24 protein-coding genes, 3 tRNA genes and 1 riboswitch are annotated in these 22,689 nt (G+C 61.3%); of the genes, 15 read left to right on the top strand and 12 right to left on the bottom strand.

All coding sequences use genetic code 11. From position 1 onward, the window contains the following. The first annotated feature begins 4 nt into the window (after positions 1 to 4). The 4 genes from AB5Y51_RS04360 to AB5Y51_RS04345 all read left to right on the top strand — a co-directional run bounded on the left by AB5Y51_RS04360 (position 5) and on the right by AB5Y51_RS04345 (position 751). Positions 5 to 90, top strand: a tRNA-Leu gene (locus AB5Y51_RS04360). Between the two features lie 45 nt (positions 91 to 135). Further along, positions 136 to 221: transfer RNA gene (locus AB5Y51_RS04355), tRNA-Leu, on the top strand. Positions 222 to 292: 71 nt separating this feature from the next. Next, positions 293 to 378: transfer RNA gene (locus AB5Y51_RS04350), tRNA-Leu, on the top strand. A 100-nt stretch (positions 379 to 478) separates the two neighbouring features. Beyond that, on the top strand, positions 479 to 751 hold the full coding sequence (locus AB5Y51_RS04345) for a late competence development ComFB family protein (RefSeq protein ID WP_029314828.1): 273 nt from the start codon (positions 479 to 481) through the stop codon (positions 749 to 751). Here the strand turns inward: AB5Y51_RS04345 and AB5Y51_RS04340 are convergent. Next, a complete protein-coding gene (locus AB5Y51_RS04340; protein ID WP_010675758.1) occupies positions 748 to 957 on the bottom strand; it encodes a hypothetical protein in 210 nt (69 codons plus the stop codon). The two genes, AB5Y51_RS04345 and AB5Y51_RS04340, sit on opposite strands and share 4 nt — an antisense overlap. 299 nt (positions 958 to 1,256) lie before the next feature. Between AB5Y51_RS04340 and nhaC the strand changes: the two genes are divergently transcribed. The 7 genes from nhaC to AB5Y51_RS04305 all read left to right on the top strand — a co-directional run bounded on the left by nhaC (position 1,257) and on the right by AB5Y51_RS04305 (position 9,567). Next, positions 1,257 to 2,666, top strand: a complete 1,410-nt coding sequence (gene nhaC, locus AB5Y51_RS04335; RefSeq protein WP_010675759.1) for a Na+/H+ antiporter NhaC — start codon at positions 1,257 to 1,259, stop codon at positions 2,664 to 2,666. 105 nt (positions 2,667 to 2,771) lie between these two features. Then, positions 2,772 to 3,695: a LysR family transcriptional regulator gene (locus AB5Y51_RS04330; RefSeq protein WP_042864894.1), complete on the top strand. Its 924-nt coding sequence runs from the start codon at positions 2,772 to 2,774 to the stop codon at positions 3,693 to 3,695. Positions 3,696 to 3,891: 196 nt separating this feature from the next. Further along, positions 3,892 to 5,037, top strand: coding sequence for an ABC transporter substrate-binding protein (locus AB5Y51_RS04325; protein ID WP_103259503.1), 1,146 nt, complete (start codon positions 3,892 to 3,894; stop codon positions 5,035 to 5,037). A 165-nt stretch (positions 5,038 to 5,202) separates the two neighbouring features. Then, positions 5,203 to 6,216 (top strand): ABC transporter ATP-binding protein, encoded by a 1,014-nt coding sequence (locus tag AB5Y51_RS04320; protein ID WP_103259502.1) that lies wholly within the window; start codon positions 5,203 to 5,205, stop codon positions 6,214 to 6,216. Continuing rightward, positions 6,213 to 7,181 carry an ABC transporter permease gene (locus AB5Y51_RS04315; RefSeq protein WP_103259501.1) on the top strand — a complete coding sequence of 323 codons (969 nt, stop codon included), beginning with the start codon at positions 6,213 to 6,215 and terminating at the stop codon, positions 7,179 to 7,181. Before AB5Y51_RS04320 ends, AB5Y51_RS04315 begins: the two co-directional genes overlap by 4 nt. A gap of 110 nt (positions 7,182 to 7,291) precedes the next feature. After that, positions 7,292 to 8,107 (top strand): ABC transporter permease, encoded by an 816-nt coding sequence (locus tag AB5Y51_RS04310; protein ID WP_048208516.1) that lies wholly within the window; start codon positions 7,292 to 7,294, stop codon positions 8,105 to 8,107. Between the two features lie 29 nt (positions 8,108 to 8,136). Continuing rightward, positions 8,137 to 9,567 carry a gamma-aminobutyraldehyde dehydrogenase gene (locus AB5Y51_RS04305; RefSeq protein ID WP_048208517.1) on the top strand — a complete coding sequence of 477 codons (1,431 nt, stop codon included), beginning with the start codon at positions 8,137 to 8,139 and terminating at the stop codon, positions 9,565 to 9,567. A 122-nt stretch (positions 9,568 to 9,689) separates the two neighbouring features. Here AB5Y51_RS04305 and cyoE read toward each other — a convergent pair whose 3' ends face one another. Genes cyoE through AB5Y51_RS04285 form a run of 4 tightly spaced genes read right to left on the bottom strand, consistent with a single transcriptional unit; the run spans position 9,690 to position 12,806 of the window. Continuing rightward, positions 9,690 to 10,595, bottom strand: coding sequence for a heme o synthase (gene cyoE, locus AB5Y51_RS04300; protein ID WP_279987275.1), 906 nt, complete (start codon positions 10,593 to 10,595; stop codon positions 9,690 to 9,692). Beyond that, on the bottom strand, positions 10,592 to 11,602 hold the full coding sequence (locus tag AB5Y51_RS04295) for a heme A synthase (RefSeq protein WP_368178092.1): 1,011 nt from the start codon (positions 11,600 to 11,602) through the stop codon (positions 10,592 to 10,594). Before AB5Y51_RS04295 ends, cyoE begins: the two co-directional genes overlap by 4 nt. Positions 11,603 to 11,661: 59 nt before the next feature. Continuing rightward, complete coding sequence (locus AB5Y51_RS04290; RefSeq protein ID WP_048208520.1) at positions 11,662 to 12,144, bottom strand: hypothetical protein; 483 nt, start codon at positions 12,142 to 12,144, stop codon at positions 11,662 to 11,664. Then, positions 12,141 to 12,806 carry an SURF1 family protein gene (locus AB5Y51_RS04285; RefSeq protein WP_223929781.1) on the bottom strand — a complete coding sequence of 222 codons (666 nt, stop codon included), beginning with the start codon at positions 12,804 to 12,806 and terminating at the stop codon, positions 12,141 to 12,143. The genes AB5Y51_RS04290 and AB5Y51_RS04285 overlap by 4 nt, the downstream gene beginning before the upstream one ends. Before the next feature lie 78 nt (positions 12,807 to 12,884). On the opposite strand from AB5Y51_RS04285, the gene AB5Y51_RS04280 reads away from it, so the two are divergent. Then, positions 12,885 to 13,091, top strand: coding sequence for a DUF2909 family protein (locus AB5Y51_RS04280; protein ID WP_039039709.1), 207 nt, complete (start codon positions 12,885 to 12,887; stop codon positions 13,089 to 13,091). A gap of 8 nt (positions 13,092 to 13,099) precedes the next feature. On the opposite strand, the gene AB5Y51_RS04275 is transcribed toward AB5Y51_RS04280, so the two are convergent. The 6 genes from AB5Y51_RS04275 to AB5Y51_RS04250 all read right to left on the bottom strand — a co-directional run bounded on the left by AB5Y51_RS04275 (position 13,100) and on the right by AB5Y51_RS04250 (position 20,038). Then, positions 13,100 to 13,981, bottom strand: a complete 882-nt coding sequence (locus AB5Y51_RS04275) for a cytochrome c oxidase subunit 3 (RefSeq protein WP_042864889.1) — start codon at positions 13,979 to 13,981, stop codon at positions 13,100 to 13,102. A 2-nt stretch (positions 13,982 to 13,983) separates the two neighbouring features. Continuing rightward, entirely contained in the window at positions 13,984 to 14,538 is a 555-nt protein-coding gene (locus tag AB5Y51_RS04270) for a cytochrome c oxidase assembly protein (protein ID WP_368178091.1), read from the bottom strand. Between the two features lie 9 nt (positions 14,539 to 14,547). After that, positions 14,548 to 16,146, bottom strand: a complete 1,599-nt coding sequence (gene ctaD / locus AB5Y51_RS04265; RefSeq protein WP_041211746.1) for a cytochrome c oxidase subunit I — start codon at positions 16,144 to 16,146, stop codon at positions 14,548 to 14,550. A 9-nt stretch (positions 16,147 to 16,155) separates the two neighbouring features. Then, positions 16,156 to 17,286, bottom strand: coding sequence for a cytochrome c oxidase subunit II (coxB, locus tag AB5Y51_RS04260; protein ID WP_368178090.1), 1,131 nt, complete (start codon positions 17,284 to 17,286; stop codon positions 16,156 to 16,158). 368 nt (positions 17,287 to 17,654) lie between these two features. Then, a complete protein-coding gene (locus tag AB5Y51_RS04255) occupies positions 17,655 to 19,727 on the bottom strand; it encodes a tRNA(Met) cytidine acetyltransferase TmcA (protein WP_368178089.1) in 2,073 nt (690 codons plus the stop codon). After that, positions 19,724 to 20,038 (bottom strand): HlyU family transcriptional regulator, encoded by a 315-nt coding sequence (locus tag AB5Y51_RS04250; protein ID WP_182956662.1) that lies wholly within the window; start codon positions 20,036 to 20,038, stop codon positions 19,724 to 19,726. The genes AB5Y51_RS04255 and AB5Y51_RS04250 overlap by 4 nt, the downstream gene beginning before the upstream one ends. A gap of 138 nt (positions 20,039 to 20,176) precedes the next feature. Here AB5Y51_RS04250 and AB5Y51_RS04245 point away from each other — a divergent pair, with 138 nt between their 5' ends. The 3 genes from AB5Y51_RS04245 to AB5Y51_RS04235 all read left to right on the top strand — a co-directional run bounded on the left by AB5Y51_RS04245 (position 20,177) and on the right by AB5Y51_RS04235 (position 21,703). Further along, positions 20,177 to 20,383, top strand: coding sequence for a bacterioferritin-associated ferredoxin (locus AB5Y51_RS04245; protein WP_010675777.1), 207 nt, complete (start codon positions 20,177 to 20,179; stop codon positions 20,381 to 20,383). Positions 20,384 to 20,514: 131 nt separating this feature from the next. Next, positions 20,515 to 20,994, top strand: coding sequence for a bacterioferritin (gene bfr / locus AB5Y51_RS04240; protein WP_010675778.1), 480 nt, complete (start codon positions 20,515 to 20,517; stop codon positions 20,992 to 20,994). 250 nt (positions 20,995 to 21,244) lie between these two features. After that, positions 21,245 to 21,703: a methylglyoxal synthase gene (locus AB5Y51_RS04235; RefSeq protein ID WP_041211864.1), complete on the top strand. Its 459-nt coding sequence runs from the start codon at positions 21,245 to 21,247 to the stop codon at positions 21,701 to 21,703. Positions 21,704 to 21,767: 64 nt separating this feature from the next. Here the strand turns inward: AB5Y51_RS04235 and AB5Y51_RS04230 are convergent, their stop codons facing one another. Continuing rightward, the gene (locus tag AB5Y51_RS04230; protein ID WP_010675780.1) at positions 21,768 to 22,355 is read right to left on the bottom strand and encodes a superinfection exclusion B family protein; all 588 of its coding nucleotides are present in this window, start codon (positions 22,353 to 22,355) and stop codon (positions 21,768 to 21,770) included. A gap of 191 nt (positions 22,356 to 22,546) precedes the next feature. Then, positions 22,547 to 22,653: riboswitch (yybP-ykoY riboswitch) on the top strand. Positions 22,654 to 22,689 lie beyond the last annotated feature (36 nt).

The following is a 22,689-nucleotide window of genomic DNA, read 5'->3' as shown; positions in this document are numbered from 1 at the left end:
ATGTGCGAAGGTGGCGGAATTGGTAGACGCGCTAGCTTCAGGTGTTAGTGCCCCCCGGGTGTGAGGGTTCGAGTCCCTCTCTTCGCACCATGCTTTTGTCAGACAGCATGTAAATCCAGACTGATAACCCGATGTGCGAAGGTGGCGGAATTGGTAGACGCGCTAGCTTCAGGTGTTAGTGCCCCCCGGGTGTGAGGGTTCGAGTCCCTCTCTTCGCACCATGCTTCTGGCATGTAAAACGCAGAAAATGCGCTCCAACCGCATTTAAAAACCAGCTGGAGAAAATCAGTGTGCGAAGGTGGCGGAATTGGTAGACGCGCTAGCTTCAGGTGTTAGTGTCCCACGGATGTGAGGGTTCGAGTCCCTCTCTTCGCACCATCATTCTGCAAAGGCCCGTTACGAGAGTAACGGGCCTTTTGTGTTTTCATGCCCCATGGCTATGCTGTTGAAGATGCTGCGCCACCACGGGGGTTTTCCCATGATCCTGGATACCGATATTCACAACTTCTATGAGCATCTGGTGCTCAAGGAGATAGAAAAACAGGGGTTGGCTCGAACATTGACCCCCTATCAGCTGGCAGACCTCTGCTGCCTGACACTCAACCAGCTTCCTTCCCACTACATCCGTCACGATGTCGACATGATCTACTTCACGACAGACGCCGAACGCAGCGAGATGGAGAAGAAGGTCATCGCCTCCCTGCGCCAGGCCTACGACAAGATCCAGGCCGTCCCCACTCGCCAGGCTTAATGCCAGCCCTGCTGCCAGAGCAGAGTGACGACCCCTGTCATTCCCGCAACCGGCAGCAGGATCAACACCGGTCTCAGCCTGGGTTCCAGCATGACCCAGGCAGCCAGCAAGAATCCCAGGCTCCAGAACCCGTATTCCTTCTCCTGACCCCAGACCAGCACCGCCAGAAGGGCGGCCAAGAGCAGAGCGCGTGCTATCCAGTTCATTGGCATTGGTCCGAAAAAGATTAATGATAACCATTATCATCCTTGGTGTTGTCATCTGCAATCGAACTTACCTATGGATCTCCGGCTATCAAACGGTGTCGATTGAACAGTGAAAAATGCCGATCAGATCAACTATTTTGTGGGATTTTAAAATTTTAAAGCTGTTTTGCCGAATGAGCAGGGATTTTACACCTCCGCTTTATGGTAGATTGCGCCCTCTTTTGGTAAGCCTCTCGGGATCGACGCATCCGCAGGACGAGAGGGGCTGACCTTGGCGAGCAAGAGTTTAGGGAGCGTCTATGCAAAACCAACAACACCACATCCGATTGCCGGGTATGTCGCAAGTATTTGCCTGCCTGGCCATTTTCCTGGCCCTGGCCTTCTCCTTCACCAGCGTGCTGGATCTGCCAATCCAGCTGGCACTGTTCATCGCCTGGTTCGTCATCATGGGGCTCGGCATCAAGCTCGGCCACGATTACAAATCCCTGGAGCAGGCGGCAGTCGACGGCGTCGCCAAGGGGATGGGGGCCATCCTGATACTGATCTCCGTCGGTGCCCTGGTGGGCACCTGGATTGCCGGCGGTATCGTCCCCAGCATCATCTACTTCGGCCTCAAGGTGATACACCCCTCCATCTTCCTGCTGGCGACCCTGATCATCTGCTCTCTCACCTCGCTGGCCACCGGCACCTCCTGGGGCTCGGCGGCCACCGCCGGCATCGCCATGATGGGTATAGGCCACAGCCTGGGGGTACCCGCGCCGCTGGTAGCCGGTGCCGTGCTCTCCGGCGTCTACTTCGGTGACAAGCTCTCCCCGCTCTCCGACTCCGTGGTGCTGGCCTCGACCATGTCCAACGTCGACGTGATGGAACACATCAAGGGGATGCTGCCCATCAGCCTGTTCTCCTACGTCATCACCGCCGCCCTGTTTACCGTGGTCGGCATGCAGTACTCCGGCAACGTCAGCCTGGAGCAGGTCAATCTGGTGATGGACGCCCTCGACAAGCAGTTCAACATCACCCCCATGGCCATAGTGCCCGTGGTGCTGGTGCTGGGCCTGTTGGCCAACCGCAAGCCCGCCTTCCCGGTGATCAGCTTCGGCGCCTTGCTGGGTCTTGTCTGGGCCATCGTCTTCCAGGACATGGATCCGGTGAAGGCAATGCACTCCGCCTACAGCCCGTTTGCCATCACCTCCGGCGTCGACTTCATCGACAACATCCTGGGCCGCGGCGGTATGGAGTCCATGCTGGGTTCCGTGGCCGTCATCATCTTCGGCTTGGGCTTCGGCGGTCTGCTGGAGAAGGTCGGCATCCTGGAAGTGATCGCCAGCGCCTTCGAGAAGCGCATCAACAGCGCCGGCAGCCTGACCAGCCACACCATCGGCACCGCCTTCCTGGCCAACGTGTTCGGTTCCGCCATGTATGTGTCCCTGATCCTGACCCCTAAGATCATGGCCAAGAACTACGACAGACTGGGGCTTGCGCGCAAGAACCTCTCCCGCAACGCCGAGTTTGGCGGCACCCTCACCTGCGGCATGGTGCCCTGGAGCGACAACGGCATCTTCATGGCTGGTGTCCTCGGGGTGGCGACCCTCGACTACCTGCCCTACATGTGGCTCAGCTTCACCTGCATCATAGTGACCATCACCCTCGCCTATCTGGGCAAGGGAGTGAACCGTGTACCGGTCACAGAGGCAGTGACAGCCCGCTAATTTCCGTAAAAACAACGACAAAGGCGCCATCACGGCGCCTTTTGTCTGGGCGCGATTCGAGGTTAAGCTGGCACTCACCTTGATCGCACGTGGCAGGACGCCCAGATGAACTTCACCTTTCGCCAGATCCGCTATTTCGTGGCGGTGGCCGACAGCTTCTCGGTCAGCCGCGCCGCCGCCGAGCTGCACATCTCCCAGTCGGCTGTCACCAGCGCCATCCGCGAGCTGGAGACCGAGCTCGGCGCCGCCCTGTTCGAGCGCAATCCGCGCGGGGTCAGCCTCACCACCCAGGGCCACCAGTTTCTGCTGCACGCCCGTCGCATCCTAAGCGCCATGACCGAAGCCAGCCAGTCCCTCAAGGCGGTAGCCCAGCAGGATCAGGGGCGGCTTACCATAGGCGTAACCACGCTGGTGGCAGGCTACTACCTCTCGGAGGCCCTCGGCCGCTTTCGCCGCGCCTTCCCGGCGGTACAGATCGAGGTGAAGGAGGATGAGCAGCCCTATCTCGAACACCAGATCGTCAACGGCGAGGTGGATGTGGGGATCCTGATGACCAACCGCACCATCCGCCAGGAGGCGTTCGATACCGAGCTGCTGACCCGCTCGCCGCTGCGGGTCTGGCTCGCCGCCAACCACCCGCTCTGCGCCGAGTCTACCCTCTCCCTCAAGGCGCTCGGCGAGGAGCCCATGATCTCGCTGACCGCCGACCAGCTGGACCAGATCATCGGCGGCGGCCTGCGCCGCTACGGTATCTCGCCGCGCATCGTGCTGCGTACCGCCTCGGTGGAAGCGGTGCGCAGCCTGGTGGCGAGCCAGCTCGGGCTCGCCCTGCTGCCGGACTTTGCCTACCGCCCCTGGTCGCTGGAGCAAGAGCGGGTCGAGGCCCGCGCCATCAAGGAGCCCATCCCCGCCATCGACATCGGTCTGGTGTGGCGGCGCGGCTCGCGCCTTGACTGGGCCGCACGCGAGTTCATCGACATCGCCAGAGATCAGAGCCGGCTACGGGCCCGCCAGCACCTCCCCCGCTAGGACTGAGCCTGAACAGCCGTGACTCCGGCAAAAAAATCAGATTCATCCGCACTCGATATCGATTTTACAGATACCCAAGCCGTTAAAAATTGAAATTCTCATTGCTCCCGGCTTCTCCTACGCTCATGACTGGTTAACAGGATGTTAATGCCTACTGTGGCGCCGCCACGGTTGCCAATCATGCAAGGAGAGCAAGATGAAATTGACCCCTCTGACCCTGGCCCTGATCCCGGCGCTGCTGGCAAGCCAGGTCCAGGCTGCCCCCACCACCCTCGGCAAGGGTGAAGGCCAGCTCAACATCGTGGCCTGGGCCGGCTACGTGGAGCGCGGCGAGACCGACAAGAACTACGACTGGGTCACCGGCTTCGAAAAAGAGACCGGCTGCAAGGTCAACGTCAAGACGGCCGCCACCTCGGACGAGATGGTGGCGCTGATGAACGAGGGGGGCTTCGATCTGGTGACCGCCTCCGGCGACGCCAGCCTGCGTCTGATTGCCGGTGGCAAGGTGCAGGCACTCAACCTGGCGCTCATCCCGAGCTACGGCAAGATAGACCCCCGCCTGCAGAATGCCCCCTGGCACACGGTAGACGGCAAGCACTATGGCGTGCCCTACCAGTGGGGCGGCAACATCTTGATGTACAACACCAAGGTGTTCCCCAAGGCGCCCGACTCCTGGAGCGTGGTGTTCGAGGAGCAGACCCTGCCGGACGGCAAGTCCAACAAGGGGCGGGTGCAGGCGTTCGACGGCCCCATTCACATCGCCGATGCCGCCCTCTATCTGATGAGCCACCAGCCGGCGCTCGACATCAAGGATCCCTATGAGCTGAACGAGGATCAGTACAAGGCCGCCCTCGACCTCCTGCGCCAGCAGCGCAAGCTGGTGGGACGCTACTGGCACGATGCCTTCGTCCAGATCGACGACTTCAAGAACGAGGGGGTGGTGGCCTCCGGCTCCTGGCCGTTCCAGGCCAATACCCTGATCGCCGACAAGCAGCCCATCGCCACGACGGTGCCCAAGGAAGGGGTCACCGGCTGGGCCGACACCAGCATGGTGCACAGCGAAGCGAAGAACCTCACCTGTGCCTATCAGTGGCTGGAGCACTCCCTCAACAACAAGCTGCAGGGGGATCTCGCCTCCTGGTTCGGGTCCGTGCCCGTGGTGCCGGCCGCCTGCGAGGGCAATGCCCTGCTCGGGAAAGAGGGGTGCAAGATCAACGGCATCGACAACTTCGATCGGGTTCACTTCTGGCGTACTCCCGTCTCCCAGTGCAAGAGCCAGGGAACCTGCGTGCCGTATTACCGCTGGGTCTCGGACTATATCGCTATTCTGGGTGGCCGCTGATGCTGGTAGAACAAGGCCATATCCCAGCGGCAGGGGACCTGCGTGTCCTCTGTGCTACCGCTGGGTTTCGGACTATATCGCCATCCTGGGTGGCCGCCAAGACCGGATAACCAGATGGGGCCGGACAGGAGTCCGGCCCGCTTCCCACACAGACAAGGACGTCCCATGAACGCCGTACAATTTGACCGGGTCAGCCGCCACTATGGCGAGGTGAAGGCGGTCGACGACATCTCCTTCCAGATCCCGGCTGGCGAGTTTTTCACCCTGCTGGGGCCAAGCGGTTCCGGCAAGACCACCTGCCTGCGGATGATCGCGGGCTTCGAGTACCCGAGCGAGGGGGAGATCCGGCTGTTCGGCGAGCCCTGCTCCACCGTGCCCCCCTACGACCGCAACCTCAATACCGTGTTTCAGGACTACGCCCTGTTTCCCAACATGGATGTGCGCGACAACATCGGCTACGGCCTGATGCTCAAGGGCGTCGCCAAGGCGGAGCGTTACCGCAAGGTGGACGAGATGCTGGAGCTGGTGCGCCTGCCCGGCGTCGGCAACCGCAAGCCGGGCCAGCTCTCCGGCGGCCAGCGCCAGCGCATCGCCATCGCCCGGGCACTGATCAACCAGCCGCGCATCCTGCTGCTGGACGAGCCGCTGGGGGCCCTCGACCTCAAGCTGCGCGAGCAGATGCAGCTCGAACTCAAAGCCTTGCAGCGCCAGCTCGGCATCACCTTCATCTTCGTCACCCACGATCAGCAGGAGGCGCTCTCCATGAGCGACCGCATCTGCATCTTCAATCAGGGCAAGATCGAGCAGATCGCCGCGCCGGATACTGTCTATGACGCCCCCGCCACCCCCTTCGTCGCCCGCTTTGTCGGCACCGTCAACCTGTTCGATGGGGAGCAGGCCCGCCGGCTGTGCGGCGATGCTCACCAGATGATGGTCCGCCCTGAGCGGATCCGCCTCGCCGAGGCCGGCACGCCCGGCTGGTCAGGGGAAGTGCGCGAAGTGGAGTACCTCGGCCCCTTCGTGCGCTATCGGGTCGATCTCGGCGAGCAGCTCGAGCTTATCGTCAACCACCCCAACGAGGGCCAGGCCCGCCTGCCCCGTGGCGCCCGGGTCAGCCTCAGCTGGCCGGAGCAGGCGATCCATCGCCTGCACACCGCCCCTCAGGGAGCTCAACCATGAGCGCCCCCCACAGTGCGAGCCTTGCCATGAGCCAACCCACTGCCCCCCTCTCCTATCGGCCGCTGCGGCGCCTCTCCACCCTGCTCTATGGCCGCTCCGGCCTGCTGCTGGCTATTCTGCTCGGGCCGCCCCTGCTGTGGCTCGGCATCATCTATGTCGGCTCCCTGCTGATGCTGCTCTCCAACGCCTTCTTCGGGCTGGACGAGTTCAGCGGCCAGATCCGCCACGAACTGGGGCTGCAGAACTTCGTCGCCCTGCTGCGGGCTGAGAACCTGGACGTGATCCTGCGCACCGTAGGCATGTCGCTGCTGGTGACCCTGGCCTGCGCCCTGCTCGGCTTTCCGGTGGCCTACTACATGGCGCGCTACACCAGCGGCAAGACCCGGGCCCTGTTCTACGTCGGCATCATGCTGCCGCTCTGGTCCAGCTATCTGGTGCGGGTCTACGCCTGGAAGCTGATCCTGGCCAAGGAGGGGGTCATCAGCTGGCTGGCAGATACTCTGGGACTGGACTGGCTGCTGGACGCCATCCTCTCGCTGCCGGTGATCGGGGGGCCGTCGCTGTCGTTCTCGCGCATCGGCACCTTCATCGTGTTCGTCTACGTCTGGCTGCCTTTCATGATCCTGCCCATCCAGGCGGCGGTGGAGCGGATCCCGCGCTCCCTGCTGGAAGCGAGCGGCGATCTCGGCGCCACCCCGGCCCAGACCTTTCGTACCCTGATCCTGCCGCTGGCCCTACCCGGCGTGGTGGCGGGCTCCATCTTCACCTTCTCCCTGACGCTGGGGGACTACATCATCCCCGGCATCATAGGCAACTCCACCATGTACATAGGTCAGGTGGTCTACATGCAGCAGGGCACGGCGGGCAACCTGCCCTTCGCTGCCGCCTTCTCGCTGGTGCCGATCCTCATCATCGCCATCTACCTCACCATCGCGAAACGCTTGGGGGCTTTCGATGCGCTTTGATACCCATATGTCACTCATCCACACACGTTCGCAGGTGCCCATCCTGATCATGGCTATTCACCTGACGACAGCGAAACGTCTGGGGGCTTTCGATGCGCTCTAATACCTCCATGAAACGGGACCATGGCAGCCAGGCCTCCGGCCTGCTCAAGTACGCGGCCATCGGCGGCCTCCTGTTCCTGCACTTTCCGATCCTGTTCATCTTCCTCTACGCCTTCACCAGCGAGAGCAAGAGCTACCAGTTCCCGCCCCCCGGGCTCACCTTCAAGTGGTTCGAAGTGACCCTCAACCGCCCCGACGTGTGGCGCGCCATCCAGCTGTCGCTGGAGGTAGCGGGGCTGGCGACGCTGGCCGCCATGGTGCTCGGCACCCTGGCGGCGGGGGCCATCGCCCGCAGCCGCTTCTTCGGCCAGGAGGTGGTGTCGCTCTTGCTGGTGCTGCCCATCGCCCTGCCCGGCATCGTCACCGGCATCGCGCTGCGCTCAGCCTACGGGGTGATGGAGATCCCCTTCAGCTTCTGGACCATCGTCATCGGCCACGCCACCTTCTGCGTGGTGGTGGTCTACAACAATGCCCTGGCACGCTTTCGCCGCACCAACCAGAGCCTCATCGAGGCGTCGATGGATCTCGGTGCCGACGGCTTCCAGACCCTGCGCTACGTGATCCTGCCCAACCTCGCCACCGCGCTGCTGGCGGGGGGCATGCTGGCGTTTGCGCTGAGCTTTGACGAGGTGATTGTCACCACCTTCACCGCCGGCCAGCAGACCACGCTGCCGATCTGGATGTATCAGGAGCTGATCCGGCCACGGGACAGGCCGGTCACCAACGTGGTGGCGCTCATCATAGTAGCCTTCACCACCATTCCCATTCTGCTTGCCTACTACCTCACCCGCGACGGCCAGGACGTCGCCGGCAGCGGCAAATAACGACTCAACGCGTGCGCAAGGATGCAACCATGAAACTCTCTACCCAACTCTTGATCGACGGCCAGTTCGTCACCGGTGACGGCCCGGCCGAGCCCATCCTCAACCCGGCCACCGGGGAGCTTCTCGCCTCGGTGCCCGAAGCCTCGTTCGAGCAGGTGAACCGGGCGGTGAACGGCGCCCAGCGCGCCTTCGCCCAGTGGAGCCGCACCACGCCAGCCCAGCGCAGTACCCTGCTGCTGCGCCTGGCCGATGCCATCGAACGCCACGCCGAGGAGTTTGCGGCGCTGGAATCCCTCAACTGCGGCAAGCCCTATCTGGCGGTGCTCAATGACGAGCTGCCCGCGGTAGTGGACTGCTTCCGCTTCTTCGCCGGTGCGGCCCGCTGCCTGCAGGGGCCGCTGGCGGGGGAGTATATCGAGGGGCACACCAGCATGATCCGCCGCGATCCCATCGGGGTGGTGGGCAGTATCGCCCCCTGGAACTATCCGTTGATGATGGCGGCCTGGAAGATGGCCCCCGTGCTCGCCGCCGGCAATACGGTGGTGCTCAAGCCCTCCGAGCAGACCCCGCTCACCGCCCTGCGCCTGGCGGAGCTGGCCAGCGAGCTCTTCCCGCGCGGCGTCATCAACATCGTCTGCGGCCGGGGCGAGAGCGTGGGGGCGCCGCTGGTGGAGCACCCGCTGGTACGCATGGTGTCGCTCACCGGTGACATCGCCACCGGCCAGAAGATCCTGCAGAGCGCCGCCCGCACCATGAAGCGCACCCACCTGGAGCTGGGCGGCAAGGCACCGGTCATCATCTTTGACGATGCGGATCTGGAGGCCGTGGTGGCGGGCATCCGCACCTTCGGCTTCTACAACGCTGGCCAGGATTGCACCGCCGCCTGCCGCATCTACGCCCAGGGCAAGATCTACGACAAGTTTGTCGCCGCCATGACAGATGCGGTCGCCTCCATCAAGGTGGGCGGTCCGCACGAGGAGGGGGTGGAGATGGGACCGCTCATCTCGGACCGGCAGCGCAACCGGGTGGCCAGCTTCGTGGAGCGGGCCCAGAGCAGCGGTCACGTGGAGGTGACGGCGGGGGGCAAGATCCGCCCCGGCAACGGCTTCTTCTTCGAGCCGACCCTGATCGCCCACGCCCGTCAGGAGGATGAAATCGTGCGCCGGGAGGTGTTCGGCCCGGTGGTGTCGGTGACCCGCTTCAGCGACGCCGAGCAGGTGGTGCAGTGGGCCAACGACTCCGACTACGGCCTCGCCAGCTCGGTCTGGACCCGGGATCTCGGCCTTGCCAGCAAGGTGGCCAGCCACCTGCAGTACGGCTGTACCTGGATCAACACCCACTTCATGCTCACCTCCGAGATGCCCCACGGCGGCATGAAGATGTCAGGCTACGGCAAGGATCTCTCCCTCTATGCGCTGGAGGACTACACGGTGCCGCGCCATATCATGGTCAAGCTCTAGGCTCCCGTCCCCCTGAAAACAAGATGGCCCCAAGGGGCCATCTTGTTTTGCATCAGGTCTGTGCATCCCTGCTGTGCACCAACGCAGCGTCACCATTCACCCAACCGCGACCCGCGTCAACGTCATGACAACCGCCACAGCCAGTGGTGATCCAGAATCAGCAGACCAAACAGCAGCATCAGGTGATAGACGGAGAAACGGAAGGTGCGCATCGCCTGGCCGGGGCGCTCCTCATATTTCAACAACCAGCCATGCCAGCAGAATCCAAGGTTCAGCCCCAGACTGCCGATCAGGTAGACAAGCCCCGACATACCGATCAGATAGGGCAGCAGGCAGACGAGCATCAGGATCAGCAGATAGAGCAGGATGGCTGTCTTGGTGAAATCGGTGCCGTGGGTGACCGGCAGCATGGGAATGTCGGCACCGGCATAGTCATCGCGCCGGTGGATGGCCAGGGACCAGAAATGGGGCGGCGTCCAGGTAAAGATGATCATCACCAGCAGCCAGGGCTCGGCCGAGAGCTGCCCCGTGATGCTGGTCCAGCCCAAGAGCGGTGGCATGGCTCCCGCCAATCCGCCGATGACGATATTCTGCGGAGTGGCCCGCTTCAGCAGCAGGGTATAGACGACCGCATAGCCGAACAGGCTGGCCAAAGTCAGCCAGGCAGTCAGGGGATTCACGCCCCAATGGAGCAGAACAAACCCCGACAGTGCCAGACAGATCGCGAAACTCATCGCCTGCCCCGGCGTGATCCGTCCCATGGCGACCGGGCGCCAGCGCGTTCTGCGCATCCGGGAATCGATGCCGCTATCCAGAGAATGGTTCATGGCCGCCGCCCCGGCAGCGAGCAGTCCAATCCCCGCCAGGCCCAGTATCATCTCGTCCAGAGAGGCGCGTGTCGGCTCGGCCAGCAGCATGCCCACCCAGGCGGTCAGGAGCAGCAGGGCGACCACCTTTGGTTTGGTCAATTGGCAATAATCGCGCACCCGGCGGAGGGCAAAGCGCTGTGCCCGCACTCTCCCATTCATGTCCGGCTCCTGACCATCCCAGGGGGTCGCAAGGGGTTGTGATGAGGCATAGAGAGTCTCCCGCGCGCCAGCACACAGCAGGCCAGCAGGTGGGCGGCCATCAGATTATGCGCAAGGGCGTTGGCCAGTGGCAGGGCCAGATGGACGTTCGCCAATCCCAAGGCAATCTGCACGGTCAGCAGACCCAGCAACAGCCAGCCAAATCCTCTCAGAGGCGTCCGCTGGCGGAGCAGCGCGAGGGCGAAAGCCCCCACCAGCAAGGCCGTGGTCAGCGCTCCCAGGCGATGGGCGATGTGAATGGTCTGGCGCGCCTCCTTGCCCAGCACGCCGAACTCATAGCTGGCGTGCCCCATAGGGAGATGAAAGGCTTGCGCCCAATTCAGCTCTGCCTGCCAGTTGCCCTGGCACAAGGGAAACTCCACACACGCCATGGCCGCATAGTTCGCCGATGTCCAGCCCCCCAACGCGATCTGCAGCAGCAGCACGCCACAGGCCATGCTGCCAAGCCAGGACACCCCCTGGTGTACGGGCGGGGATACAGTGAAGCCTGCCAATTCGGCCCGATAGAGCCAAAGCAAGGTCAGGATGGCGAAGCCACCCAGCAGATGAGTGGTCACCACCAGGGGATGCAGGGCCAGGGTCACCGTCCACATACCCAGCGCCGCCTGACCCGCAACCAGCACCAGCAAGATAAGCGAGAGGTGGCGCAGTCGGCCGCCTGTACGCCAGCCCAAGCCGGACAGGAGCACAATCACGCCTCCCAGCACCCCGGCGAAGTAGCGATGCACCATCTCGCTGCGCGCCTTGTGAGGAACAAGCGGGCTGGCCGGATAGCGCTGTGCCGCCAGTTCCGCATGCTCGGCGCGGGGAATGGCAAGGGAACCATAGCAACCTGGCCAATCGGGGCAAGCCAGCCCGGCATCCGTCAACCGGGTATAAGCACCGAGCGCGATGACCAGAACTGCCAGCGCAATGGCCGCGGAGGCCAGCCTCTTGTGCATCTTCATATGCCGCCTCGCTGACCGTGCAGTAACCAGAAGATGCGAGTCCCATGCCGGCTGCATCGTCACTGCACCCCACGCTGATACTTGAGCAGTTGCTGCAGATCCGACAGTACCGCCTTGCCAAGCAACGGCCAGGTCGTCGTGCTGCCGGGTACCTCGTAACGCAAGATGGCCAGCCCGCGGGCGTCTACCAGCAGTATATCCCCCTCCCTCATTTCACTGTTTGCCTCGTGAGGTGGCGTCAACTGGACCAGCTCCAGCTTGTCCAGATTACGGCCAAGTGCGGCCTGGATACGTGCCATCAGCGCGGGGACCTGCCGGCATTGCCCCTCGCAGCGAGGGGCCACCAGATAGACCAGTCGCCATTGGTGCTGATGGGCAGGAAGCGGTTGCAGCAGGTAGATCTCCTGGTGCAGCCAGTGCCCCTTGCTGCGCGTGCCGGGCTCATACCAGCCCTGGTGAAGAGTCAGAGCCGCCAGCACCACAGGCAGCAGGATCACCACAGCAAAGAGCGCTGGCACCCGCCAGCGTCGCCATCCGCTCATGGGGAGCACCTCCTCGTCAGCATGACCCCCCCTGACAGAACCACCAGCGCCAAGCCGAGCCATTGCACCGCATAGGCCCGGTGTTTTTCAGGAGGCATGACATTGTGCTGGTAGTGATAGAGGAATGGGGTTCGTCTTTGATACAACACGGCGTCTGCAAGCGGGGCTCCGATTGCCTGTCGCAGGGTCTCGACCCTGATGGATTGCAGCCGGTTCGGGTAGGGGCCTGGTTCTATGTTCTGTCCCAGCAGGAAGCTGCCGGGAGCCATGCGCAGAACACCTTCAAGGGTCATTGCGGCGGGGATGGCGGGATTGGGCAATTGCGACCTGTCGGATGGCGCGGGCACCCATCCCAGGTTGACCAGCAACAGTGAGGATCCCCCCTCTGCGCGTACCGGGATGAGCACGTCATAGCCAACCTCCCCGTTAACGATCTGGTTGTCCAGCAACCAGACATAAGGGCTGACCCACTCGGCTTTCCCTTGCAGAGGCTGGCCATCCAGTGACTCCGGGTGTTGCCAGTCGATCTGGGCCAATGTCCTTGGCCCGGCCTGCTGCATCTTTGCCATCTGCGCCAGCCAGGCCGTTTTTTCCATTCCGCGCTGCCACTGCCAGAACGCCAGCTTGCACAAACCGGCCGTCACCACCAGAGTGAACAACAAGACGAACCAGCGTCTGTGATGCCATGGTCGTCGCTTGTCTCGTGCAGCCGAATCGCGCATATCGAGGAGGATCCCAAGATGTTGATCAAGGTCGTTCTGGTACTCATGCTGCTGCTCATCATCGGTCAGCTGTTTCACGCCCTCTGGCTGATGCTCAGTGCAGGCAATACGCAAAAGATGTCGGTACCTCTGGGCCGGCGCGTCTTCTTCTCCCTGCTGGTGGTCATCATACTGCTGCTCTCTCTCGCGATGGGCTGGCTGGAGCCCAACCCGCGCCCCTACTGAGCACGGCATCAAAGCAGGTAGACAAAGACGAACAGACAAAGCCAGACCACATCGACGAAGTGCCAGTACCAGGCCGCAGCCTGGAAAGCAAAATGACGCTGTGGAGTGAAATGATCCCTCAGCATGATGCGCAGCCAGATGATGGTCAGGAAAAGGGTGCCCAGCAGCACGTGCAGTCCATGGAACCCGGTCAGAATGAAGAAGGTATTGCCATAGATGCCGGAATCCAGCCGCAGCCCGAGATCCCGATAGGCATGCAGATACTCATAGCCTTGAAACCACAGGAATGTCAGCCCGAGCACCACGGTGGCCAGCAACATCCCCTTGAGCCGCATGCGTCTGCCGTTTTCCAGACTCATGTGTGCAAACAGCAGGGTCACGGAGGAGCCAAGCAGGATCAAGGTATTGATGAGGGGGATCCCCTGCCAGGGCATGGCCTGGGTCGTGGCCCCGCCGGGCGTCTTGAGCAGGGGCCAGTGAGCGGTGAAATCCGGCCACAGCAGCTGGCCCGTCATCACCCTGTGGCCCGCACCATCCAGCCAGGGCACCGCAAGCTGGCGGGCATAGAACAGCACTCCGAAAAAAGCCAGAAAGAACATCACTTCGGAGAAGATGAACCAGACCATGCCCTGCCTGAAGGATCTGTCCATCTGGGCGCTGTAGAGCCCGGTCATTGACTCCCGGATGATGTGACGGAACCAGCCAAACAACATGAATGCCAGCAGGGCAACACCGGCCATCATCAGATACCGGCCGAAACCGGTCTGCCCACTCGCCACTTCATTGACCAGATGTCCCGCCCCCAACGCCAGGAAAAACAGTGCAATGGCACCAATGATGGGCCAGCGACTCTGGTCCGGGACATAATAGGTCTGGTTCACCTTGGCCATGGTCATTTCCTCTGTGCGAGTGCCGGTGCAGGTACGGACTCCGTGATGTCATAGAGCGAGTAGGAGATCGTGATGGTATTGATGCTGTCCGGTAGTGCCGGATCGATATAGAACTTGAGCGGCATCAGCTTGCTCTGCCCTGCCCTCAGCTCCTGGCGATTGAAACAGAAACACTCCACTTTCTTCAGATAGGCTGCGGCGGGACCGGGAGAGACCGACGGGACCGCCTGACCCACCATGGTCCGCTCCGTGGGATTGAACACCCGAAAGTTGACCATCTTCACCTCCCCCGGCCGCACCGACAGCCGAGCCGTCTCACCGTTGAACTCCCACGGCATCCGGGTATCCGCATGAGCAAGAAACTCGATCTGGATGCTCCGCTTGCTGTCGATCACCGCCCGCTCCGTACTGGCCGCTTGATCAGACGTCTTGCCATTGAGGCCGGTGATCCGGCAGAAGACGTCATAAAGCGGCACCAGCGCAAAGGCAAAACCAAACATGACGAGCACGACCAGAGCCAGTTTTCTGAGCAAGGGGGCATGACTGACCTGGGTCATATGACCTCCCTAACGCTCTTCCGACCGGATATCCGGCGGAGTCTGGAAACTGTGATAGGGAGGGGGAGAAGAGAGCGTCCATTCCAGCCCCTCGGCCCCCTCCCATACCCGATCGCTCGCCTTGGCTCCGCCTCTGATGCATTTGACCACGCCCCAGACAAACAGCAGTTGGGACAGGCCGAAGGCAAAGCCCCCCAGGCTGATCAGCATGTTGAAGTCGGCAAATTGCAGGGCGTAATCGGGAATGCGGCGAGGCATGCCCGCCAGCCCGACAAAATGCATGGGGAAAAACAGCACATTGACCGAGACGAGCGAACACCAGAAATGCCATTGGCCGAGCCGCTCGTCATACATGTGCCCCGTCCATTTCGGCAACCAGTAGTAGGCAGCGGCCAGGATCGAGAAGACGGCACCGGTCACCAGCACATAGTGGAAATGGGCCACTACGAAATAGGTGTCGTGATACTGAAAATCAGCCGGCGTCATGGCCAGCATCAGCCCGGAGAAACCGCCAATGGTGAACAGGGTGATGAAGGCGATGGCAAACAGCATGGGGGTCTCGAATGTCAGAGAACCACGCCACATGGTGGCAAGCCAGTTGAATACCTTTACCCCTGTCGGCACCGCGATCAGCATGGTGGTGTACATGAAGAACAGCTCCGCCACCACGGGCAATCCGGTGGTGAACATGTGGTGAGCCCAGACCATGAAGGAGAGCAAGGCGATGCTGCTGGTGGCATAGACCATGGAGCGATAACCGAACAGCTTCTTGCGGGAGAAGGTCGGAATGATGCTGGAGACGATGCCGAAAGCCGGCAATATCATGATGTAGACTTCCGGGTGCCCGAAGAACCAGAAAATGTGCTGAAACAGGACAGGATCCCCCCCACCTGCCGCATCGAAGAAACTGGTCCCGAAATACTTGTCCGTCAGCACCATGGTCACCGCAGCCGCCAGCACCGGCATGACAGCGATGAGCAGAAACGCCGTGATGAGCCAGGTCCAGACAAACAGCGGCATCTCCATCCAGCCCATGCCCGGCGCCCGCAGGTTGAAGATGGTCACGATGACGTTGATGGCCCCCATGATGGAGGAGATCCCCATGATGTGAATGGCAAAGACAAACAGGGCCGTGCTGTTGCCGCTGTACTGGGTGGACAGGGGGGCATAGAAGGTCCAGCCAGAACTGGGGCCGCCTCCCTCCATAAACAGGCTCGACAGGAGGATGAGGAAAGCAAACGGCAGGATCCAGAAGCTCCAGTTGTTCATGCGGGGCAGCGCCATGTCAGGGGCCCCAATCATGATGGGGATCAGCCAGTTGGCGAGGCCGGTGAAGGCGGGCATGACGGCACCAAAGACCATGATGAGGCCGTGTACCGTGGTCATCTGGTTGAAAAACAGGGGTTCCACCAGTTGCAGTCCGGGCTGGAACAGTTCTGCCCGGATCACCATGGCCATGGCGCCACCGGTAAAGAACATGGTGAGGGCAAAGCACAGATAGAGGGTACCGATGTCCTTGTGGTTGGTGGTGTAGAGCCAGCGCCTCAGACCGGCCGCCGGCTGGTGGACATGTTCGCTGTGCGGGGTATCCGTGATTCCATCACTCATGCCGACGCCTCACTTGTCCTTGTCCGGATTGGCCGGGTTGAGAAGGGACTGCACCTCGGCTGGCTGCACAAGGTCGCCGGTCTTGTTATCCCAGGCATTGCGTTCATAGGTGATGACGGCGGCGAGTTCCTGTGCCGTCAACTGTTTGCCAAAAGGTTGCATCGCCGTACCACTCCGGCCGTGCAACACCGTATACAGATGCTGGGCACGATGCTCCGCCTGTGTGGTCACCTTGCTGCCATTGAGCGCCGGGAAGATGCCGGGCAATCCGGTACCCGCGGGCTGATGACAGGCCGCACAGTGCCCCAGATAGACTTTCTCCCCCAGCGCCATGGCTTGTGGCAACGTCATGGTCTCCGCTGCCTGCGCCTGTTGTTGTGCCTTGGCGGTTGCCTGCTCGTCTCCCTTTCTGGCAATCCACGCCTCGAACTCCTCTGCGGATTTGGCCACCACAACCACGGGCATGAAACCGTGATCCTTTCCGCACAGCTCGGCGCACTGCCCACGATAGGTGCCCGGCTTGTCGATCCGCGTCCAGGATTCGTTGATGTAGCCAGGATTGGCATCTTTTTTCACGGCGAAGGCGGGAACCCACCAGGAGTGGATGACATCGTCCGAGGTCATCAGGAAACGGATCTTCTTGCCGACCGGCAACACCAGAGGGTTATCCACCTCCAGCAGATAATGGCCGCCCTTGGGGGCATCACCGGAGATCTGCTGTTTGCTGGTCGCCAGCAGGGAATAAAACGCCACCGGATACTCGAGGTATTTGTAATGCCATTTCCATTGCGAGCCCGTGACGAGGACGGTGAGATCGGCCTTGGAGGTATCCTCCATCTTCAACAGGGTCGAGGTTGCCGGTGCCGCCATCGCGATCAGTATCAACACGGGGATGGCCGTCCACAGCAACTCGATGCGGGTGCTTTCGTGAAACTGGGCGGCTTTGGCACCGCGCGATTTTCGATGGTGCACGATGGACCAGAACATGATGCCGAAGACGAGCAGACCGATGACGCAACAGATATAGAAAATCGTCATGTGCAGGTCATAGACCTGCTGGCTGATGGCGGTCGCCCCGCGCGTCATGTTGAACCGGATCTCATTGGCAAAGGCGCTGCTGCTGATGAACCACATCATCATTCCGGCACCTGCCTGAGCTGCATCGTTTCTCACATTGCACTCCCTGTGCACGTTGAAGAAGATGGCCTGCATTCCATACACCCAACGCTAACCATCTGAAAATAATGCATTTATTAAAATTCATTTCACATTCAAGTATTAGTCCATATTCAGAAAAAACCAAAATGCAGACAGCCCTGACCAGGCTCATCAGAGCAGTGGCAATAGGCAAAACGCGAGCAGGGAAGAGGGAGAAACGGGTCCCGGGGTGGCCACGTCTTGAACGGGGAGAGCTTTAGCCATGGTGAGTCGAATCGATGTGCAGAACCCGGGAGGGGCCATGGGTTCCTCCCGGGCTCCGCGGTTTTCTGCCGTGCCAGAGGCGGGTGTCAGCCCGCTGGTGCTTGCTGAGCCAGCAGTCTGGCCAGCAGGGAGCGCAATGCTTTTATCAGGGCGGGTTTGCCCGCGACACCCTGTCGGGCAGCCAGCTCGGACCAGGACGCATATTGCCAGATGGTGGCGATCAGCAACCGTCGTTCATCCTGACTCAACGCATCCAGCATCATCACTTGCCGGAGCAGCCAGCGTTGCAGTGTCGCCTGGCACAATTCGAATGGCTTGTGATGGTGGGCAAAGCAATCGAGTTCCTGATGCTCGAATTCATCCAGATCCGGCACATGAGTGACAGGTCCGCCCCTGAGGGATAGCCAGACCAGTTCGGTATCCAGCCTCTTGAGTTCACCCGCCAGCAGGGCCGGCAACTGGCTCATGAAACGCTGTCGCCATTGCGCCAGCTCGGCGTGATATTCCGATTGCAACGGCATCAGCAGCAAAGCTGCATGACTGCCGCTGGCCGCATCGCGCTGCAGACCAAGACGCAGCACCTTCAATCCCGCCTTGAGCCAGAATGGCAGCAGATCTGGACTGGCGGAGAAGGCAGATCCCAGATAATCGACCCCTAATGCCCGGTAATGTGATACCAGCTTGTCCAGCAACCTGGACCCCAGCCCGAGACGATGAAGGGCAGGATGGATGGCGATGCGCATCACCCTGGCATAAGAGCGCTCCCCCGCCGTCACGAAACCGGCGTGGGCCAGCAGCGACTGGGGCAGCAGATGTCCACGAGGGCGCCTTCGTCCGGCCCAGATCGCATGCGCCAGATCAGGGGGTATATTGCCCTCCCGCGCGACCAGCGCCACCCCGAGCAACTCCTGTCCCTGCTCCATCAGATGAATGTCGAGATCCGGCCCCTCCAGCAAATACCGCAGATCACTGGGGCTGGTCTGGTAGTGAGCCAGCACGAGCAGGCCGAACACCCGATTGAGCAGCGCGTCATCACGGGCCAGCTCATCTTGTCCGACCAGGCGCCAGGTCGGTGATGTCGGGGGATGAGGTGCCGATATGTCAGCATTCAGACCAAGGAGCCGGAAGATCAGAGGCTCCAGCGGATCGCTCAGGCTCCAGCGAATGGGCTCCACCAGGCGCAGCTCCTGCCAATCCGGGGTTTGCTCATCGAGTATCCGCTTGAAGCGCAGATGAAAGCCGCGCCCCGTCCCCTCATAGCCGTGCTCCGTTGTAGCGAAGACAATGCGACTGTGACGGGCCAGCATGGCCTCCAGCAGTGGGGTCGGGATGGCGGCGGCTTCATCTACCAGCAGCAGATCCGCCAGCACGTCTCCTTGAGCCACCCGATCAGGGGACACATAGCTCAGACCGGCCAGCCGCTCAGGCATCTCTGCCAGCGCGCGCTCTGCATGGGCAAAAAGTGTCGCCACTGTAGCGTGGGAAGGGGCTGTCACCGCTATCCTCAAGGCCGGATCCCGACTCAGCAAGTCGGCGCTCGCCAGCCCCAGCACGGCGCTCTTGCCACGACCGCGATCGGCGCTCAGCACCAGGGGGCGACGGCGATGGCCGTGCAACACGTTGTGGATGGCGGGTAGCGCACGGGCCTGATCCGCGCTCAGCGGCCGGTCCCCGTCGAGAGGCTGCCAGGTCATATCACAAGAGGCAGGCGTCAGATCTCGCGCCGGATCTTCTGCCAGCAACCGTACCAGACGGGAGATGAACCCCTGCCCGGCACGATCGGCCTCCTCTGGCTGAGCGACCAGCCTCTGACGATCAGGGTCTGGGTAGGTCGGCCATACCTCCCGCGGCGGGGTCAGCAGAAGCAAGAGCCCCCCAGCCCTCAATGTCCCCGCCAAGGCACCGAATGCATCGGGATGAAAGCCGCTGAAGGCATTGAATACCAGGGTGTCGCACTCCTGACCGAGCCGTTGAAGCGCCTTGGCGGCAGGCTGCGGAGCATGACGCTCAGGACCCTGCCCCAGCCAGAACACCGCCCCCCACAGCAAGGATTCGGCACGAACGATGCAGTCATCCTCCTCCCCTTCCAGCCAGATCAGACGCCGCTCGCCGGCAGAAGCGATAGCGTGGCGCAAGGCGAGCAGCTCGGCTGACATCATGGAGCTGGACTGGCGTCTGGCTTCACGCGGGGTTCAAACATGCGCTCCCCCATCTGGTCGATGAAGGTATGGGCCTTTTGCACCATGAAGCGCTCGGCATCCGCCGGGCTGGCAAAGAGATCGGAGCGGATGAAGCGATGGGTCTGTAATTGCCCGTCGATCTCCCTGGTGATGCGACCGGCCAGCCTGTATTGCCCCCCTTCCGCCATGGGCTCGGGATAGATGAGATAGCCCATGTATTCGATGGGCTCAACCTCGGGGCTCTGGGCGATCTCTCCCTTGAACAGGGCATTGAATAGATTTTTGAACATGTTCGCATCCTCTCTGATGAAGGCATTCTCCCCAAGGGTGGAATCACTGGCAAGCACGGGATCTTATTACCATTCGTTCTTTGCACTACGAACCATTCTCATTTAGATTTCATCTCATTCCAGCATGAGGTCCAGATTATGTACGTGTGTTTGTGCCGCGGCATCACAGATAACCAGATCCGCAAGGCGGTACAGGCAGGCAAGACTGAATTCCGACAGTTGAAACAGTCGCTGGAAGTCGGTGCTCAATGTGGTAAATGTGTGCGCATGGCGATGGAGATCATCGCTACCGAAATCGACAAGATGGAGTCAGAGCAGGCACCGCTCTATTACGAAGTGGCGTAAAACCGCCGACTTCTCGTCTTCATCTCTCCTTCTGCCCTCCAGGGGACGACTTTCCCCATCACGTTATGGTCATGTTTCTGGACTAAGCTCTAGTGATCGTTGCCTAGGCTCGAACACGAGGAGTAATGTCGATGAAAGGAGATCCCAAAATCATTGCCCACCTCAACAAGGTGCTGGCCAATGAGCTGGTTGCCATCAACCAATACTTCCTGCATGCCCGCATCTATGATGACTGGGGCCTCAAGGGGCTGGGGCACAAGGAGTATCACGAATCCATCGATGAGATGAAACATGCCGACGAGCTGGTCAAGCGGGTGCTGTTTCTGGAAGGGCTGCCCAACTTGCAGGATCTGGGCAAGCTGCGCATCGGTGAGACGGTGGAAGAGATGCTGCGCTGTGACTTGTCTCTGGAGATGGACGCCATCCCAGACCTGAAAGTCGCCATCACCTATGCCGAGTCCGTGCAGGACTACGTCAGCCGCGACCTGTTCCAGGAGATCCTGGAGGATGAAGAGGAGCATGTGGACTGGCTGGAAACCCAGCTCGATCTCATCGCCCGCATCGGTCTGGAAAACTACCAGCAATCCCAGCTCCATGCCGAGTCATCCTGAATCGCGATGACATCAAGAGACAATCCCAACCCGCCCAGGCGGGTTTTTTCATGGCGCCAGCGGCAGAGATCTTGCCCAACGATACGGTGGCCAACCTGGCTGCTGACAAGGCAGGCCAGAGTCTGTCAGGATGGCAGGCGCCAGATTGAACCACCTCAGGGATCACAGTTACGATGCATGGGGCAGCGGCAGGCGCCGCTTTCGATTAGGATACGACCCCATTCCCATCATTTTGCTACGGATGACCTCCATGGAACTGATTGCACGCGAGATGGCGCCCCACAAACGGGTTGCCCTGGTGGCTCACGACAACATGAAAGCCCCTCTGCTGAACTGGGTGCTGCGCCGCAAGGAGGAGCTCAAGCTCCACCACCTCTATGCGACCGGCACCACGGGCACCCTGCTCGGCAAGAAGGCGCAGCTGCCCATTACCTGCCTCTTCTCCGGCCCCATGGGAGGGGATCAGCAGCTCGGCGCCCTCATCGCCGAAGGGAAGATAGACGTGATGATCTTCTTCTGGGATCCCCTCAATCCCGCCGCCCACGATCCTGACGTCAAGGCCCTGCTGCGCCTCGCGGCCGTCTGGAACATCCCGGTCGCCACCAACGAGGCGACGGCGGACTTCATCATGGACAGCCCGCACATGCAGCAGGCATTCAGCGTCCAGGTGCCCGACTACGCCGGCTACCTCAAGGCCAGAACCGAATAAGCAACGCCAGACAGCAAAGAGCCGGAACAGATGTCCGGCTCTTTTCTTTCATGGGGGGAGAAGGTCAGCGCTGGAGGCTTTTCTGCGCGAATTTGGGCCTGGCATTCATGATCTGCTCCACCTGCTCGTCGCTCATCTTGCCCCGCGACAGCCCCAGAACCTTGTAGGTCAGCAGAGGGCGCGCTGGCAGGGCGATCATCAGGGCGCGGATCTGGTTCTCGTCCTCCTTCTCTCGCGTCGGCTTGCCGTAGGCGTAGGTGAGCACGCCGGCATCCATCAGGTTTTTGACGGCGGGTTCGGTGATCGGCAGGTTTATGACGCTTTTCCGTTGCAGTACGAACTCCCGCAGCACCGCCTTCTCGTTGAAGTCGAGGAAGCCAATCATCTGGGCCAGCTGATCCTGCTGGCGGCGGGACTGCCACTCGTCACAGGCCCACTCCCAGGCGATCAGGAAGCCCTGACTGCAGAAATAGGAGATGGCGATCAACATGCCGACTCCAAGCCAGGCCGCATGAGCCGTGGCCCACTGGCTCACGGCACCTTTCATCAATCCGGCCGGAAACAGCAGGATGATGCTGCAGCAGAGCAGCAGCCAGACCATCAGCCAGTTGAGGCGATTAAGCTGGTAAAAATGTTGGATCCACCGTTTCATCGTTCACCCTTCCCAAGTCAATGTGGACAGTAGCCAACTCGTAGCAATCGCTGTGCCAGCACAAGGATCCCCGTAAAAAGATCAGGATCCCGGACGGGAGAGTCGAGGGGGTTGTCACATCCTTTTACAACTTGTCGCGCGGATCATCCCCTGTTGGCCTTGCGCCTCACCGAGCCACTTGGTAAAAAGCCCGCACTGTCACTGGGGAGTAGCAACCCGCCCGAAATCCGGGCAGGGCCCATGCCAACACTCTTGGATCCGCAGATCCATGGCATGGGCGGCGATAGCACCTGTCGTCCTGCAAGACCTTTGGCCTCGATATGCACGCCAGCCG

Origin of the sequence: Aeromonas sp. R7-1, assembly GCF_040908115.1 — a bacterium.
Classification (GTDB): Bacteria; Pseudomonadota; Gammaproteobacteria; order Enterobacterales; family Aeromonadaceae; genus Aeromonas; species Aeromonas caviae.
The sequence above is the reverse complement of the archived record's forward strand: the minus strand, read 5'-3'. Positions and strand labels throughout refer to the sequence as shown.